6 protein-coding genes are annotated in these 18,228 nt (G+C 42.3%); all 6 read right to left on the minus strand.

Going from position 1 to position 18,228, the window contains the following annotated elements; all coding sequences use genetic code 11:
* Positions 1–3 precede the first annotated feature (3 nt).
* The 6 genes from F6K38_RS00050 to F6K38_RS00075 all read right to left on the minus strand — a co-directional run bounded on the left by F6K38_RS00050 (position 4) and on the right by F6K38_RS00075 (position 18,220).
* Positions 4–4,755, minus strand: a complete 4,752-nt coding sequence (locus tag F6K38_RS00050) for a type I polyketide synthase (RefSeq protein WP_008191801.1) — start codon at positions 4,753–4,755, stop codon at positions 4–6.
* Between the two features lie 87 nt (positions 4,756–4,842).
* A complete protein-coding gene (locus F6K38_RS00055) occupies positions 4,843–14,430 on the minus strand; it encodes a hybrid non-ribosomal peptide synthetase/type I polyketide synthase (protein ID WP_008191804.1) in 9,588 nt (3,195 codons plus the stop codon).
* Complete coding sequence (locus tag F6K38_RS00060) at positions 14,418–15,182, minus strand: enoyl-CoA hydratase/isomerase (protein WP_008191806.1); 765 nt, start codon at positions 15,180–15,182, stop codon at positions 14,418–14,420. Before F6K38_RS00060 ends, F6K38_RS00055 begins: the two co-directional genes overlap by 13 nt.
* Positions 15,183–15,438: 256 nt before the next feature.
* The gene (locus F6K38_RS00065; protein WP_008191809.1) at positions 15,439–16,698 is read right to left on the minus strand and encodes a hydroxymethylglutaryl-CoA synthase family protein; all 1,260 of its coding nucleotides are present in this window, start codon (positions 16,696–16,698) and stop codon (positions 15,439–15,441) included.
* Positions 16,699–16,702: 4 nt separating this feature from the next.
* A complete protein-coding gene (locus tag F6K38_RS00070; protein WP_008191812.1) occupies positions 16,703–17,929 on the minus strand; it encodes a beta-ketoacyl synthase N-terminal-like domain-containing protein in 1,227 nt (408 codons plus the stop codon).
* Positions 17,930–17,980: 51 nt separating this feature from the next.
* Complete coding sequence (locus F6K38_RS00075; protein WP_008191815.1) at positions 17,981–18,220, minus strand: acyl carrier protein; 240 nt, start codon at positions 18,218–18,220, stop codon at positions 17,981–17,983.
* Between the last annotated feature and the right edge of the window lie 8 nt (positions 18,221–18,228).

Consider the following 18,228-nt stretch of genomic DNA (forward strand, 5'->3'; position numbering starts at 1 on the left):
TGTTTAATTGATTATCGATTCCAATATTTGATCAATTGAGCTTTCAAGCTCTTGATTGGATGATTGCTTAATCTCGTCTAGAAGTTTAGCTTCCAGTGAATCGTCTTCTTGTTGATCTTGATCAATCTCAGTCCGAAAAAGACCAACTTTGACAAGGTGCTGGTTGATTAGATATTTCTCCAACTTTTCAATATTGGGAAAATCAAAGGTCAAAGTTGAAGATAAATTTACTCCCAAAAGCTTGCTCAGTCTATCCCTTAAGTCTACAGCGGTCAGCGAGTCCATGCCCATCTCAAAAAATCCTACTTCTGAACCTGGTTTGTTTGTGATGGGTAAACCTAAAACTCGAGCGACTTCCTCTTGTAGTGCTTGTCGCAGCAGTTCCCTTCTCTGAGTTTCGGTTACAGCTTCCAACCTTTGTAGCAAACCAGGAGCTGGATTGGTCTTATCTTCAATATCTTCAGGAAGAACAGCTATGAGATCTAAGAGTGGACGCGGACGTTTAACGGCATACATCGTCTTGAAGCGATGCCAGTTATTGCGACTCACCGTCACCTGAACTTGGTTAGCAGATATTAGGTGCTCCAATGCAGAAATAGCTAACTCCGGTGAGAGTGCTTCTACTCCAATTTGAGCTAGCCATCTCTGAGCCTCATTTGTGGTCATGCCACCCCCTGCCCAGGCTCCCCAATTGATTGCTAATCCTGGTAAGTCTAAAGAATGACGATAGTGCACCAACCCATCTAGGAACTGATTAGCTGCGGCATAATGGGTCTGACCTCGGGAGCCCCAAACTGAGGCAATGGATGAGAAACAGACAAAGAAATCCAGATTCTCATTCCGAGATAGTTGATGTAGATTCCATCCACCCTGTACTTTAGGACGCAGCACTGCCTCCCATTTTTCCGGTGTTAACTCTTCGAGAGTATCTAATCTTCCTACTCCTGCCGCATGAATAATCCCTTTGAGAGGTTTCTCCTCAGCTTCAAGCTGCTTCCAGACTCGTTCCATATCGGTTAGATCAGCCACATCGACTGCCAGGACTTTGACATTAGTCCCAGTCTGTTGCAGTGCTTCCACAGCGGGTTGAGTTTCCTTTGTCAGACCACTACGACTAAGTAGGATCAGATGGCGGACACCCTGTTTAACCAGCCAATCGGCTACTTTCAATCCCAAGTATCCCAATCCACCTGTGATCAGATAGCTTCCTGTCGGCTCTACTTTGAATATTTTCGAGGTAGGAACTGAACTGCGCACTAATCTGGGTACATAACGTTCACCCCCACGGTAGACTACCTGGTCTTCCGCATCACGGTTGAGCAGCTCCCTTAAAAGGCATTCCATGTGATTTTCAGCAGTTTTACCTGGTTCTAGGTCAATTAATCCTCCCCACAACTCAGGGTGTTCGAGTGACACAACCTTTCCCATACCCCATAGAGGAGTCTGAGCTACAGAGATAGGATGCTCTCCCTTAGCTACTGCTCCTGCTGTAACTACCCAAACTTTTACAGGAGTTGAAGAGTCGTCTTGCAGTAAGGTTTGTAGTAGTCCCAGCAAGCTTTGAGAAGAAGTCGTATTTATCTGAGAAGGGACTTCCTCACTGGTCAAATACACAATCCCTACCAAGGGCAGCTCAGTTTCTTGTTGAACCTGCTGCAACAGTTGTGAATAGTCTTGAGGAAATTGCTTGACAACATAGCAACTCTGCTGTTTTTGCTCAAGCTGCTCTGCTAACTTCTGTGCCACAGTTGCCTCACCTCCGATAATCAGCCATTGACCATTCTGGGAAGGGGTTTCTGGAGCTAGAGTTGAAGGCTTGAGCTGCCACTCTATATGGTACAAACAATCCTTGAGAGCTGCTTGTGCCAGTGATTGTTGATGGTGGTGAATCAGTTGCTGCACGACTTCAACTGCTGTCAAGGAGCCGTTTCCTGTTAACATTGCTGTCAACTGCTTATAGTCTCCTCGATCTAATAGCTCAGTTACAGGAGATGAGGTTGAAACAGATAAATTTTGCTTGGCTTTGTCTTCACCTCTGCCTTGACTCCGTTCAATCCAATAACGTTGTCTTTGGAATGGATAGGTTGGCAATACTACTTTCTGAAAGCCATAATCTTGATCGACTCCCAACCAATCCACTTCAGCTCCCTGTAGATACAATTGTCCTAAACTGAAAAGCATCTGTTGCCAGTCTTCCATCCCTAGTCGCAGAGAAGGCAACCAGACACCTACCTCTTCTGGTAAACACTGCCTTCCCATACCTAACAAAATTGGTTTTGGTCCAATTTCTAAGAAAACTTCATAGCCTTCTTGGTACAAGGTTTCCATACTTTGGACAAACCGCACTGGTTGGCAGATATGATTCACCCAGTAGTCCGGTGTACTAATGTCACAGGTAGCTTGTTCTCCTGTGACATTAGATATGAGTGGAATTTGAGGTTGGTGGTAGTTCACTTGTTGAGCTACTGCTTCAAACTCTGCCAAGATTGGTCTCATTAAAGGTGAATGGAAGGCGTGAGATACCTGTAGTAGTTTGATTTTCACTCCCTCCAATTCCAGGCTGCTACTAATTGCTTTAACCGCAGCACTCGCTCCAGAAATCACAACACTTTCTGGTCCGTTGATGGCTGCAATACCCACATTAGACTGAGCTAACCCCAATTTCTCCGTGTAGTTTGCGATCACTGCTTGCACCTTCGACTCTGATGCCATGACCGATACCATCTCACCGACAGATGGCAATTGTTGCATCAACTGCCCTCGCTTGGCAATTAATCTCAAACCATCTTCTAAACTGAAAACCCCTGCTACCGTTGCTGCGACATATTCACCTACACTGTGACCCATGACCACATTTGGTTCAATGCCCCAGGATTGCCAGAGCTTGAAGAGGGCATATTCGATAGCAAATAGGGCGGGTTGAGTATAAGCTGTTTGGTCTAGTAGCGATGAACCAGACTCATCCGTTGTTTGATGATATAGAACGGCTAAAAGAGATTGATCTAGTAGCGAACTCAGAATTTCGTCACATTCCTCCAAAGCTTGACGAAAAGTTGGCTGAGTTTCGTATAGTTGCCGTCCCATATTCAGATATTGGGAACCTTGACCAGTGAACAGGAAAGCTACTTGAGGAACATTACTGCTGGTACAAAATTCTTTTTGAAACACCCCAACTACTTCTTCCCCAGCACTTCGGTTACTGAGTTTTGTTGCTAATTGTTGTCGATCAGCGGCAATAATAGCAAGGCGATGGTTGAAGTGGAATCGTCCACTATTGGCTGTATAACAAATATCTGCTAGTTCTATTTTTCGGTTAGTTTCTAGATAATTTTGATAACGACTAACCAATTCTTCGAGTGCTTCTTTAGTTTGAGCTGAAAGGGTTAATAAATGTAAGGGACGCTGATATATATCTTGGTTTTTAAATTGTTTTGGGGCTTCTTCGAGAATGACATGGGCGTTAGTTCCTCCCACGGCAAAAGAACTAACTCCAGCTCTGCGAGGCGTGCCATTGCTTTTCCATTCTGACAATTTTGTATTGACGAAAAAGGGACTATTTACAAAATCAATTTTGGGATTGGGTTGTTCAAAGTTCAGGCTAGGGGGAATTAATTTGTGATTGAGAGCCAAAGTAGCTTTAATCAGTCCCGTTACTCCTGCTGCTGCGTCTAAATGCCCAACATTAGTTTTTACTGAACCAATAGCACAAAAGCCTTGTTTTTGGGTGCTCTGCTGAAAAACCTTGGTCAGAGCTTCAATTTCAATCGGATCTCCGAGTTTTGTCCCTGTGCCATGAGCTTCTACATATGTGATCGTCTCTGCTTCCACACCAGCCACAGCCTGAGCTTCTGAAATAACCGCTGCTTGACCTACTACACTAGGTGCGGTGTAGCCGACTTTCAAAGAGCCATCGTTATTAATGGCTGAACCCTTAATTACTGCATAGATATAATCTTTGTCTGCAATAGCATCTTCGAGTCCCTTGAGTAGTACAACTCCGAGACCATTACCATACCTTGTACCCTCAGCTTTGGCATCAAAGGCTCGGCAATGACCATCTGGGGAGAGAATCATCCCGTCTTGATACAAATATCCCACTTCTTGAGGCACACGGATGGTTACACCACCAGCAAGAGCCATGTCGCATTCCCCATTGAGCAAACTTTGGCAAGCTAGATGAACAGCTACTAATGAAGTGGAACAAGCAGTTTGAACGGTGATAGCCGGTCCAGTTAGATTCAGGTTGTAAGCAACACGAGTTGCTAAGTAATCTTTGTCATTAGCCAGCAATTGTTGAAAAGAACTACTATTGAGGTAAGAAAAGTCAAAACAAGGATTAACGTTGTTCCAGAAATAGCTGCTCATGGTAATGCCAGCATAAACCCCGATAGAACCTTGATAGGTATCCGGGTTATAACCACCCCTCTCTATTACTTCCCAAGCACATTCGAGGAATAGCCTTTGTTGCGGGTCTATCTCTTCAGCTTGTTTAGGAGTATAGCCAAAGAAACTAGCATCAAACATATCTATGTTTGAGATCAAACTACCAGTCCTGACGTAGTTAGAGTTATTCAGTAACTCTTGTTCGATCCCAGAGTTGAGCAATTCTTGTTCTGAAAAAAGACATATTGATTCAACTCCATCCCGAACATTCTGCCAAAACTGTTCAATATCATCAGCTCCTGAATAACGTCCAGATATTCCTATAATTGCTATGTCTTGATTATCGTTAAGGTCTTCTAAATCATCCATCATCTTACTGTCATACTTTAATTTTGCTATATTTCTTAATTACTTAGCTGTTCATAACAGTTATAACAATACAACAATACTTGGAAAAAATTATTTTTTGCCGCGTAGACTTTTTCTAATATTGCGCCTTTCCTTTCTTGTAGTGCCTTTCTTAACTCGCTCATCTCCACGAGTTTTACTAGTTTCCATAAATAATTCTTTACTACCAATCTGAGTAAGGTGTTGACTTAGAAAATGTACAGTAGGGTTAGCAAACAGGTCAACTACTTTCAATTCTATGCCTAATAGTTCTTGCAATTTATTATGCACTCTGATGACAAGTAAAGAATTTCCTCCTATGGCAAAGAAATTGTCGTGAATTCCTACTTCTTCTAGCTCAAGAACTTCTGTCCAAACAGCAGCAATTTGTTGTTCAGTTTTGGTTTGAGGTAGTATATTTTGATTCGTATCGGCTATAGTTTGTCTTTGAGGTTTGGGCAATCGTTTACGGTCTACTTTGCCGTTGGCAGTTAATGGTAAAGCTTCCAAAATAACATAATCATCAGGAACCATATATTCGGGAAGTTTTTGCCATAGGTACTTACGCAATTGTTCCGAAGTACAATTTATTTCTTGATCAGGCTGGCCCACTTCATTTTTGTCTTCTGTCTGATGGATATCGGTCAGGGAAGAATCGCTAATAACAGACTTTTCCTTGAACACGGCATAAGCAACCAGGCGTTTGCTTTGTTGAGATTCTCCGATAGCAGTAACAATCGCTTCTTTAATTCCTGGAAATTGCTTTAATGCTACTTCAATTTCCCCCAGTTCAACACGATAACCATTTATTTTTACCTGGAAGTCTTCTCGGCCTAAAAACTCAATATTACCATCCGGTAAATACCTGCCTAAATCCCCAGTTTTGTATAACGGTTCCTGAGTGACTGGATGGGTAATAAAGCTTGCTTGGGTCTTGTGCTCATTTTTCCAATAACCCTTAGCTAAACCTACCCCTCCAATATAAAGTTGTCCCGGTACCCAAACTGGTCTTGGTTCCATCAACTCATTCAGTACGTAAAAACTTTGATTTAACAGGGGCTTACCATAGGGAATACTCTTCCAGTCTGACCCCACCTTTTCAATCGGATAGCCAATCGACCAAATTGACGCTTCGGTTGCTCCACCCAAACTCATCACTTGAACATTAGACCACAGAGATTGGATTTTGCTTGGTAAGTCTACTGGCAGCCAATCTCCACTCAACATTACCACTCGTAAATCACCTACTGCTGTTGCTGAGGTTCCTAATAAATGCTCTACCAACATCTGCATCAGAGCCGGAACTGAGTTCCACAAGGTAACTTCGTGAGCGATAATTAATTCTCTCCAGCAAGCTGGATCCTTTGCTGCTTTTGGTGGTGGCATCACTATCGCTCCCCCTGCTCCTAGCACACCAAATATGTCGTACACTGACAGGTCAAAATTTAACGCTGCTAAGGCGAGTACTCGGTCAGATGGTGTTACTTTAAACCGTTGATTGATGTCGAGGATGGTATTGATTGCTCCCCGATGATCGATCATTACCCCTTTGGGTAAACCTGTGGAACCAGAAGTGTAAATCACATAAGCTAAATCTTCTGAAGTTTGTACTGGTTCTAGGGGGTTTGGATCATATTCTGCTAACTCTTCAGTATCTACAGACCAACATTTGATTCCTTCAGGCCAACCCAGAGACTGTTTGAGGTGAGTTTGAGTCAATACTTGTGTGACTTGTGCTTGCTCGAGTAGATACCACTGTCTTTCTTGGGGTAGCCCAGGATCTATCGGTAGGTAAGCTCCACCAGACATCAAGATGCCTAACACTGCTACTACCTGTTCCCAACCTTTCTCCATGACTACGGCTACCAGCTGATTCGGTTTGACTCCTAATTTCCGCAATCCATGTCCCAATTGATGAGACCTTTGATAGAGTTCCCCATAAGTTAGGCTTTTTTGGGGACTAATAACAGCTGTCGCTTCACTTTGAACTTGTACTTGCTTAACAAACAAACTATGCAAGATATCTTCAGACCAAGATTGAGTCGTCTGATTCACTTGTGCTTGGAGTGCTAGTTGAGCTGTTGGTAATAGTTGGTGGTAAGTCTCCATCCAAGGTTCGTCAGAGGTGGCTAGCTGTTGAAGCAAATCACAATAAGCCTCAAACATTTGCTCGATGAGACCTTCAGGGAATAGCCCTTCCACTGTATGCCAACTAAATGCCAGTGCTCCTTTCTCCTCGGTTACGATATGGTCGAGCAACACTTGAGGCGTTTGAGCTGCACTATACACAACCTCTCCAAAGTGCTCCAAACCGAATCCTCGCCCCACCTCTTCATCAGCCAGAGACTTTAAGCCCAAAGTGCTAGTAAAGACTACCCCCATTGGTTGACTACGCCCTCGACGATAGAGCTCTCGCTGCACTTCTACTCCACTGATATAACGATGCTCTAAATCTTCCCACAGCTGTCTTTGCAGTTTTTGAGCACGACTAATGAATGGAACTGCTTGTGAGTTATCTACCTCTAGTAAGATTACAGAGGTGAAGTCGCCTATGAGCTCATTGACTTGAGGGTGTAAGGGCAAACGGTTAAATAAAGTCAGATTGAGGGTAAACTTTGAACTTTTGCTCCAGTAATTCAAGACAGAGGCAAAAGCACTTAACAATACCCCTGATGGGGTTAAATTTGCTTTGCTCGCCTTGTTTTTTAACTGTTGCCAATCACTCTGAGACAGTTGAGCTGTGTGAGTATTGAACTGAGGATCAGTAATTGCAGAAGTTACTTTCGCTTGGGGAATTTCTGGAGCTGGAGGTAGGTTATCTAAGCGGTTGAACCAATATTGCTGAGAACTGAGATACTGGGGACTATCTTTGAGTTCCAATTCCGCGAGCACATAGTCTCGGAAGGAGATTTCCGTTGCAGGCAGTGAACTCTGTGGATTATTGTACAGTTCTGACCACTGCTTAAATAGAACATAAGTACTCCAGGCATCAAATATTAACATATCGATGCTGGCGTGCAAGCGGAAACATTGTTCATTTAAACGGGTAGCCCGTAGATGAAATAAAGGCCACTGGTTAGTTGGTAAAACCTCATGGGACATCTGATTGCGAATCTGCTCTAGCTCTGAAGCAATCGTTTCAGGAGATTCCTCAGACAAATTTAAAATTTCAATTTCATAGGGAGGCACCTGCTCAAGTATTTGCTGGTTACCGTCAGCTAAAACTACCATCCGCAGCATATCATGGTGGTCAATTAATCGCCTCCAAGCTTGGTGTAAGCTTTCTAAATTTAAGTTTTCACAATCTACTTCTATGTAAATGTGGGTAGCAATATTACCTAGGTCAAAAATTTGATTGCGACCTATCCAATAAGCTTGTTGAATGTCATTTAACGGAAATGGTTGATACCTTTGCTCTGGATGAGGAATCAGGGTAGGAAGCTCGGAAAAGGAATCTATGGGGATGACATTGTTAGCTAAATACTCTACCAAAGATTCTACCGTTGGATAATCAAATAACAGTGTTGAACTGAAGCTTGTACCTAAGTTAGACTCCAATTGATTTTTCAATTCCACTGCCATCAGGGAATCTAATCCTAAGTCAAACAATGGTTGATGTCTTTCTATCTGTTGTCCATCTCTCAATCCTAAAATATTGACTATGGCTGAACTAATTTGAGTTGTTAGTAATTCCTGACGTTCTGAAACAGATGCTGATTTTAATTGTTCTTTAAAGGCAGACTTTTGAGTTAATACTGGTTCTGTTACTTTTACCCTTAATCCCTCTAGTTCTACTAGTACAGTTCCTTGGTTGTCTACTAGAAAAATGTTTGCCGTTAAGTTGGTTTGTCGTATTTCTGCTATAGCCCATACTTGGCTGATTGTTTGGCGATACAGTTTGAATTTTTCTACCCCTACTGGTAGATATATTTTATCTGTTTCTGTGTGTGGTATGGCATACGATACTATTTGGAAGGCTGCATCTAATAGGGCTGGATGTAGCTGATAGTCTGCTAGTTGGGCGGTTAATTCTTCAGGGAAGGCCATTTCTCCTAGGGCTTTTCCTTGACCTTTCCACAACTGCTTTATTCCTTGGAAACTACTGCCGTAGTCTATCCCTTTTGAGCGATATTCTCGGTAATGTTCTTCAATTTCTATTGCTTGACTACACTCAGCTTGGTATTTTTCTAGGTCGATTTTTGCTTGGCTGTTCCTGGTTGGCTCAGTATATATCTTTCCTTGTGCGTGCAATACCCATTGCGGTGTTTGTTGATTTTCACCTTCTGAGGGGCTGAAAATCTCGAACTTATAGCTATTGTTTTCTGCGAAGCTGACTACTGTTTGTACGGTCTTTATTTCGGTTTCTGGTATAACTAAACTTTGCAGTATGTCTACGTCAGAAACGACTACTTGCTCTTGGCTTGTGAATAGACTTTTTCCGGCTGAAGCAGCTATTTCTAAGTAGCCTGTGCTGGGAAATAGTACTTTTCCAAAAACCTGGTGGTGATTCAGGTAACCTGGAGATTCTGCTCCTATGTATGATTGAAAACGATGTTGATCCTCTATTCCCGCTAGGTTAATTTTTTCTCCTAGTAATGGGTGCTGCTCTTTGCCTTTTAACCAGTAGGATTTTTGTTCGTAACCATTTTGGCTAGAAACCCAATACCTTTCTCGTTGGAAGGGATATGTTGGCAATGCCACCTTCTGACGAGCATAATTTTGCTCAAATGCTATCCAATCTACTTTGGCTCCCTCTACATATAACTTTCCTAAACTAGATAGCATCTGTTGGCATTCTTCTACTCCCGGACGCAATGAGGGCAACCAGACACCGATTTTTTCTGGTAAACATTGACGTCCCATACTTAGTAATACTGGTTTTGGTCCTATTTCCAGAAATAACTCGTATCCTTCCTGGTACAAAGTTTTCATGCTTTGAGCAAATTGCACTGGTTGGCGCACATGATTTACCCAGTATTCGGCAGTGGTAATCTGCTCAGTTACCTGTTTGCCAGTGACATTGGATATCAGTGGTATCCTAGGCTGCTCATAGGTTATTTCTTTTGCTGCTGCTTCAAATTCTGCCAGCATCGGTTCCATCAGAGGAGAATGGAAGGCGTGGGATACTTTTAGTGGTTTGGTTGTGATTCCGGCTGATTCGAGGTTAGTTGCGATCGCTTCTACTGCTTTTCCCTCACCAGAAATTACTATGCTTTGAGGTCCATTGATTGCTGCTATGGCGACTTTCTCACTGAGATCTTTTGCTTTCAATGTTTCTAGGACTTTAGACTCTGGAGCCATAGCCCAGAGCATCTTACCATCACCAGGTAATTTCTGCATCAAAGAGCCTCTAGCAGCAATTAGTTTCAAGCCATCTTCTAAACTAAAAACTCCTGCTACGGTTGCTGCTACATATTCTCCTACACTGTGACCCATGACCACATCTGGCTCAATTCCCCAGGATTGCCAGAGTTTAAATAGAGCATATTCTATAGCGAATAAAGCTGGTTGGGTATAAGCTGTTTGGCCTAGTAGGGATGAACCTGACGAGTTTTTGTCTGTTGGATAAAGAATGTTTCGTAATGACGTTTCCTGGAAGGTTTCTACGCTACTGAGAATCTCCTCGCATTGGTTAATCGCTTGACGGAAAGTTGGTGCTTGTTGATACAACTGCTTTCCCATGTTGATATATTGGGAACCTTGACCTGTAAATAGGAAAGCAATTTTGGCTACTGTAGTGTTGTTTAGCAGTTCTCCTGAAGTGATTCCTGCTAATTTTTTTCCCTCTTGGTGTTGTCGGAGTTTTTCGACTAATTCTTGTTGGTTAGGGGCGACAACTGCTAGTCTGTGGGTGAAGTGAGTCCTTCCAGTGCTAGCAGTGTAGCAGACATCGCCTAACCTTAAGTTTGGATTGGTTTTGAGATAATTTTGATAGCTACTAATTACTTCACCAAGAGCTGTTTCAGTTTTGGCTGACAAAGTTAATAGATGAACTGAATTTTCTAAGTAATCTTCGCTGTTACCTGTTGCCTTCCCCCCTTGAGGGGACACAGGGGAGGTTTGCCTGTTGTCTTCTATTGGTGCTTCTTCAACAACAACATGAGCATTTGTACCATTCAAGCCGAAAGAATTCACGGCTGCTCGCCTTGGTATACCTGTTGGCACTTCCCAAGCTTTAAATTCTGTGTTGACGTAGAAGGGGCTATTGGCAAAATCAATGTTTGGATTGGGTTGATTAAAGTGCAAAGAAGGAACCAGTTTTTGATTTTTCAGGCATAAAATTGTCTTAATTAAACTAGACATTCCTGCGGCAGTTGCTGCGTTACCAATATTAGTCTTTACTGAACCGATCGCACAAAATTGTTTTTGAGCTGTCCACTTAGAAAATGCTTCTGTAAATGCCTCAACCTCGATGGGATCTCCAAGAGGTGTTGCTGTACCGTGAGCTTCTAAATAACTTATAGTTTCTGGATTAATTCCAAATTGTTGATAAATATTTTCTGCTAAGCGTGCTTGAGATTTACTACTAGGGGCACTAATTCCATTTGTGCTTCCATCATAATTTGTACCTGTACCCTTAATTATTCCATAGATATGATCTTGATCTTGAACTGCTTGCTCATACCTTTTTAATAAAATTGCACCACAACCTTCTCCCCAAACTATACCGGATGCTTCAGCATCAAAACTTTTACAACGTCCTTCGGGAGATACCATCTGAAACTGGCTCGACAGTACTTGGAAGTCTGGTGTTAGCATGGTAGAAATACCACCTGCGATCGCTATTTCGCTCTCTCCCCGTTTAATACTTTCGCAAGCTTGATGAACAGCTACTAATGATGAAGAACAGGCAGCCTCAACAGCTACCACTGGTCCTTTAAGATCCAGGAAATAGGCTATTCTTGCTGGTAGAACTGACAGCATAGTTCCTGATAGCACCAGTCGATGATGACCGAAACCTGAATTGGACAAAAACTTGATATAATCACTGCTTGCTGCCCCAACAAATACTCCACAGTGTTTCCCCTTGAGAGAATCAGGAGCATATCCAGCATCCTCAATAGCATGGTAAGCTTCCTCTAAAAAGATTCTTTGTTGAGGTTCGATTAACTCAGCTTCTCCAGGAGAAATTTGAAAGAATAAAGGGTCAAATTTGTCAATGTCATCTAAAAAAGCAGCATACTTTGAACAAGCAGTACCTGGATGTTCTGGATCTGAATGATACCAACTTCGTCCTTCCCATCTTCCAGGGGGAGGTTCTGTTACACTATCAACTCCATGCTTTAAGTTTTCCCAAAATTCCTTCCAGTTTTTTGCTCCTGGATATCGACATGATATTCCAATAATCGCTATATCGTCTGTTATCCTTTGATCTGGAATTGATTTAGTAGTTACAGATTCTTTTTGCTGAATTTCTAGTAATAGTTGCTCTGCATCCTCTAAGGAAACTTCACCAGATTGTAATTGATTTAGTATTGCTTCATCCTGATTGCTCTGTCCTTGATTGGGAACGGCAGTGGGTAGATTTTTCTTTGTTGGGGAATTTAGATCTACTGTTTCTAATAAGTTTTGAGCATTTTCTAAGGATATTTCTCCTGAACTCAGTAGAGATAATATTTGCTCTGTTTTATCTGTATTAATTAATTTATTCTGACCATTATTAGGCACTGTTGCTAGTATCTGTTGATCTGTCAACCCCAATAGTAGTTGCTCTGCATTCTCTAAGGATATATCACCGGATTGCAATTGATGTAGTAGTTCTTCTTGGTGACTCATTGACTCTTGATTTGCTTGCTGGGAACTATTTTTTACGCCATTATAGAGCTCTGGCATAGTTACCACTATTTTGCCGATATGCTTGCTATGTTGCAGGTGACGGAAAGCTTCCACCACATCTTCACTTGGAAATACTTTGTAAGGTAATGGCTTGAGGCTACCGGACTCAAACAGCAAGGCTAAATCGTCCCAAAGCTTGGCATGAAATTGTTTATCTCTAACAAATTCATCTGACATATCAAAGGGAAAATACTTCACATCTGGGCGTCTTTGAGAAACTTGCTCATGGCTCCAGATGTTGAGCCTACCAATTTCAATATATCGTCCACCTGGGGCCAGGATATCTATATTTTTGGGGATGTACTCTCCATGAGTCAGGCTATTAAAAATTACATCTACTCCATTCCCCTGGGTGAGTTCCCTTACTTCACTAGCAAACTCCGTGGTTCGAGAATTCATTACATGTTTTATTCCCTGTTCTCGAAGAACAGATATTTTGTGGGGACTAGTCGTGGCAAATACTTCTGAGCCAAAAAATTGAGCTAATTGAACTGCAGCTTGTCCTGCACCTCCCGAAGCTGCATGAATTAATACTCTCTCTCCTGGCTGAACTTTGGCCAAATTATGCAACCCGTAATAGGCAGTGAAAAAAGACATAAAAATAGTAGCTGCCTCTACCATACTCAGATCAGAAGGCTTAGCCAATAAGTCATCCGGTGAGCAGATAACAAAGCTACTGAAAGCATTGCCGGGATAAGCCAATATCACCTCATCGCCGACTTTCCATTGGGATACGTCTGAGCCAACCGCTACAACAGTACCCACACCTTCAACACCAAAGGTGAGATTTTCAGCACTGATAATTCCAGAGCGATATCTTTTTTTGATGTACTCTTGGAAGATACCCAGTACGTTGAGTACTTCTCGAAAATTAACTGGTACAGCTTTTATTTGAACTTCGACTTCAGTGGATTTAGGCTTTCGACGTTCTTGAGGCATCCAAGTTAGATTCTTTAACAAGCCATAACTAGGTATCCTTAACTGAACTGGTTGGGGATTAGGTATTTTTTGTTCTACAGTGCTTTGGATCAAATTGGGAATTACTGTCTCACCAAACTCTTGCTGAATACGACTGGCTATTTCTGGTTGGTTAAAGGTTACCTGGTGTATTTCTAGTTCTTTTTTGATAGCTTCAGGAAACTTGGCTTTAATGTCGGCACTCAAATGTTGTTTGAGGGCGACTAGAGATAATCTAGGGCTCTTGGCTATTTTCTGCCCTAGTTGTTGGGCATAATTTAGGACATCCTGCCTCGATACAACGGGAAAAGGAATACCTCGTTCAGCTAGTTCTTTTCCTCGATAGTTTTCGCCAGTGTAGATCATTTCTTGGGCTAATTCGGATCCTAGCTTTTCCCGCAAGATTAATGATGTTGCTCCTACTGGGGTAAAACCATATTTCATGAAGTTAGTTGCATACACACTTTCTTGGCTAAACACCACAAAATCTGCATACAAACCCAGAAGCAAGCCACCACCAAAACTATGCCCTTGCATTGCTGCAATTATAGGAATTTCGCAATCAAGTATCAACCCTGATAAATCAAGAACTTCTACTTCACCCCTAGTCTTTCTAATTAAATATTCTTTGCTAGCCCCTGATGAAAAATAATTACCATAGCCCGTCAAAATGACTACTTTATATTGCTGATTTTGCGCAACTACACTAAAACAGTGGCGTAAGCCCTCAACTATGCTTGGAGAAAAGCCATTACGACTGCTCTCATCTTTCATCGTAATTTGCACAACACCATTGCCCAACTCCGTCAGTTGTACCACCTCAGAGTTGCTAGTTCCTAAGTCCCGATTCAAATTCAGTTCTGCCATGGGTATACCCCCTCTTTAGCGAATTGTTTGATTTTTGCTTGAATCGTTGGGTCACCTAAGAGGCTGGCAGACTTGTTGGCGGCTAGATTCTGAGTCTCAGCTTGAATTATCCATAACTTATTCATATAGTCTTTTAATTCCTTAACCCCAGATAAGGGTAAATATCTTAAACGGCGAATATATTGACTAATCAACTTATTAGGGTTGCTGTCGTATTCATCGACTAAGCCCCAGTTATAGGCTTCTGAGCCAGAGATTGGTTGAGTTGTGAGGGATAAGCGGTAAGCTTTTTGAAATCCCACTCGACGAATCAGAAAGGGCAAAACGCAAGCGGGTAATAAACCAAATAATAGTTCTGATAACACAAAGGTTACTGTTTCATCAGCAATGACCAGATCACTTGCAGCAACAAAACCCACTCCTCCTGCTTGAACTTTACCACGGACAAGGGACAAAATCACCTTGCTACTTTGGGACATCTGTTTGAGGATGTTGTAGTAGCCGTGAGCACTGATTTTGGTATCCACCAGCTCGCCATTGGCTATTGCTTGAAAATCCATTCCGGTACAAAAGACATCCGGTAGTCCTTCAAGAATCACTACTTTAACGGTTTCTTCGCCTTCAACAGCTTGTAGGGCTGATAACAATTCCTGAGTCAGCTGATCGTTGATGCTATTGTTGGCTTCTGGACGATAGAGCTGAATTCTTTGTACAGCAGGTTGATGATTTATTTTTATGGTTTTGTAATACATATTATAGTGTTCTCAATGGTTTGTCAACCTGGATCATCTTTTTTTTCAGCTATTAGCTATCAGCTATCAGCTGTCAGCTTTTTTGCTCCTATCCCCTGTTCTCTGTTACACAGTATTCATTGTTGCTCATCCAGATAACACACTGATGCAGCTTGGCGTAAATAACCCGTCAGTTTGATATCAATATAATCCTTACTCTATGGACATTTTGAATGCAAGAATTTTGAATTTTGAATTCCGCGCAGCGGCACCAGAGCTATACCCACTCGTATTTTCGGTGGAATTCCTTGATTGCTTTTAAGACTAATCGACCCTTGCCTGCTATTTTTTTCCAGACTCCGGGGAACAGTTGATAGTCCAAGGTGACATTTCTAGTGCCAAAGGCAACTGCACTACTATGATAGAGTAACTGCTCATATTCTTCCATACTTAAAGAATAGCGGTCTGCTAACTGGGCTGATATACCTTGTTGAGCTTGAATTTGCTTCCCTTCTGGAGTCACAACCCCACTATAAAATTCGGAACAACAACCAGAGCCATAGGAAAACATCCCAATTCTGCGAGGGGTACTGAAGTCTCCATTGTCGATGGTACTGGCTAAGGATAAAAACAAAGTTGCTCCCATAATATTGCCTACCTGTTGGCAGTAGACTAATCCCGGCATTACCCTTCTTTGGAAGTCCGCTTCAATCTCTGCAGGTTTAGCTCTTTTCAACCTACGCATCATATTTCTATGAGCGCCTTTAACCATACCACCAAAAGGAGTATGAAAACTCAAATAATCAAAACTTTCTCGGTAGTCTACTCCTTCGACTCGGTTTTGATAATGTCGGTAGGCATTTTCGCAACAGTCTAGGTAAGAAAGCAAGGATAAGTCGGCATCTCCTGCTTCTGAATCGGGATTAGGTCTACAGGTATCCATGACTTCATAACCATAGTAACCGTTGCAGCCTACATCAATTTGAAAAATGTGGGGAGTATCACTGACTAAAAGAGCCACGGCTCCAGCACCACTACTGGGTTCAGCAAAAGACCAATCGTAATTGATTGCTTCTCCTCCCTCGGCAACCAGAAACCGAGAGATATCGGTGGCGATAACTAAGGCTTTGGCTCCCGGAAAGGTTTGGGACAAAATCAAGTTGATTGCCATCTGTAAGCCAGCGGTTCCTGAGTAGCAAGCTTGCTTGAGTTCAAACATGCGGCAGTTACGACTTAAGCCCAAATACTCTTGGATATAGGTGCTCATCGATTTGCCAAAGTCAATGCCTGACTCGCTGCAGGTAATCACCATTTCTATGCGCTGCTTGTCAGCATCACTCAAGCGATCGATGATGGGCTTGGCGGCATTAACCGCATAGGAAACGGGATCTTCATAGGGCAGAGAAACCGCTTTCTCTTTCATCATTAGATTGTCAAAGCGGGAGATATCCAACTGACGCGCTTGTGCCAACTTGCGCAGCTCTAATTGGGCTGCACCTCCATATACACTTAGGGCTTCAATGCCAACTTGTTGCATAGCTTTACTCCTTGCCCAGTAATAGAGCTGTATTGATGCCGCCAAAAGCAAAGCTATTGCTGATGGCATAGTTAATTTCCCCTTGAACAGCAGTTTCTTTGACCCAATTTAGGTTATCATCAATGGGGTCAACCAAATTGTGGGTTGGATGACAAAAACTAGAGTTCATTTGTAATAAAGTAGCGATCGCTTCGATAGCTCCAGCCGCAGTTAAACAGTGACCAGTCAAAGATTTAGTTGAATTAAGGAGACAATGGTCAACTCCTGTGGATTTCAGAGCAGATACTTCCGTATTGTCACCAATAGGGGAACTGGTACCATGAGTATTGACATAATCGATTTGCTCTGGTTTTAAGTCTGCCATAGCTAAAGCTGCACTCATGGCTTGTGCTTCTGCTTTTTGGGATGGTTCAGGGCTACGATTGCCAGCTAAATTTAAGCCCCAACCCAGGAGTTTTCCTTGAGAAAGTACTCCTCTTTGTTGAGCGCTGTCAGCTTTTTCTAAGACTATAACTCCACAACCTTCCCCATAAATAAAACCGTCATGGTTATGGTCAAATGGTCTACAGGCAAGCTCTGGACTATCAGCAAAACGTTCGCTACCCATAGCTCCCAAATTCATTAGTCCCTGACATTCATAGGCACAGATATCAAAGAGACTACCAACGACAATACTAATATCAGTCACCCCCGTTAAAATTTGGCGAGCTCCATGAATGATAGCGACTGCACCACTAGCAGATGCTCCACCTACGGTATAACCTTCTCCTTGAATTGGAAAGCACTGGGAAAGTAAACCCAAGATATCTGTATCCCAAACTGTCAGTCCATAAGTTGGTCGGATAAATTCTGGACGTGATTGATAACGTTGCCAAGTTTGTTGCTGATGGCGTTGTTGCAGATTGGAGCCACCGATTACTAGACCAATACGTTCTGGCTTGACTGGGGCAGAGGTTAGTTTAGCATCTTCCCAAGCCTGGGCAACAGCGAACATAGCAACTTGTCCACTCCAGGTTGCACTGCGTAACAATCCCCTATGTTGAGGAAATAGGGTTCTGACATCAAGCTCTGGTAGTTCTGCACCAATAAATTTTTTACTAGGGCTTTCCCTTCCTGGTCTTTGCAGATAACCAAATTGAGTTTTACCGGAGAATAGGGCTTCCCGGAAAGATTCAACTTCTTGGGCAATGGGAGTGACAATGCCCATACCAGTTATCTTGATGTCATTCATACACTAATACCAATTCCCGCTCCCTAAACAACAAACAACCAACAACAAATATTACAATTTTGCTGCAAATAAATCAGCAAGTTCTCCAATATTTTTAGCTCCAGCCAGTTCAATACGGGGAATATTCAAGGATAGGTCTTCCATCACCATCATGATAATTTCTGCCCGATTAACTGAATCGATACCTAATTTTTTTAAGCTATCAGTAGGTTCTAGGGGAGAATCTTCTAATTCTGGTGCTATTTCACGAGTGTATTTTTTTATTATTTTTAGTACTTGTTCTTTGCTCATATTAACTC

This window comes from Moorena sp. SIO3B2 (genome assembly GCF_010692525.1).
Lineage (GTDB): Bacteria > Cyanobacteriota > Cyanobacteriia > Cyanobacteriales > Coleofasciculaceae > Moorena > Moorena producens.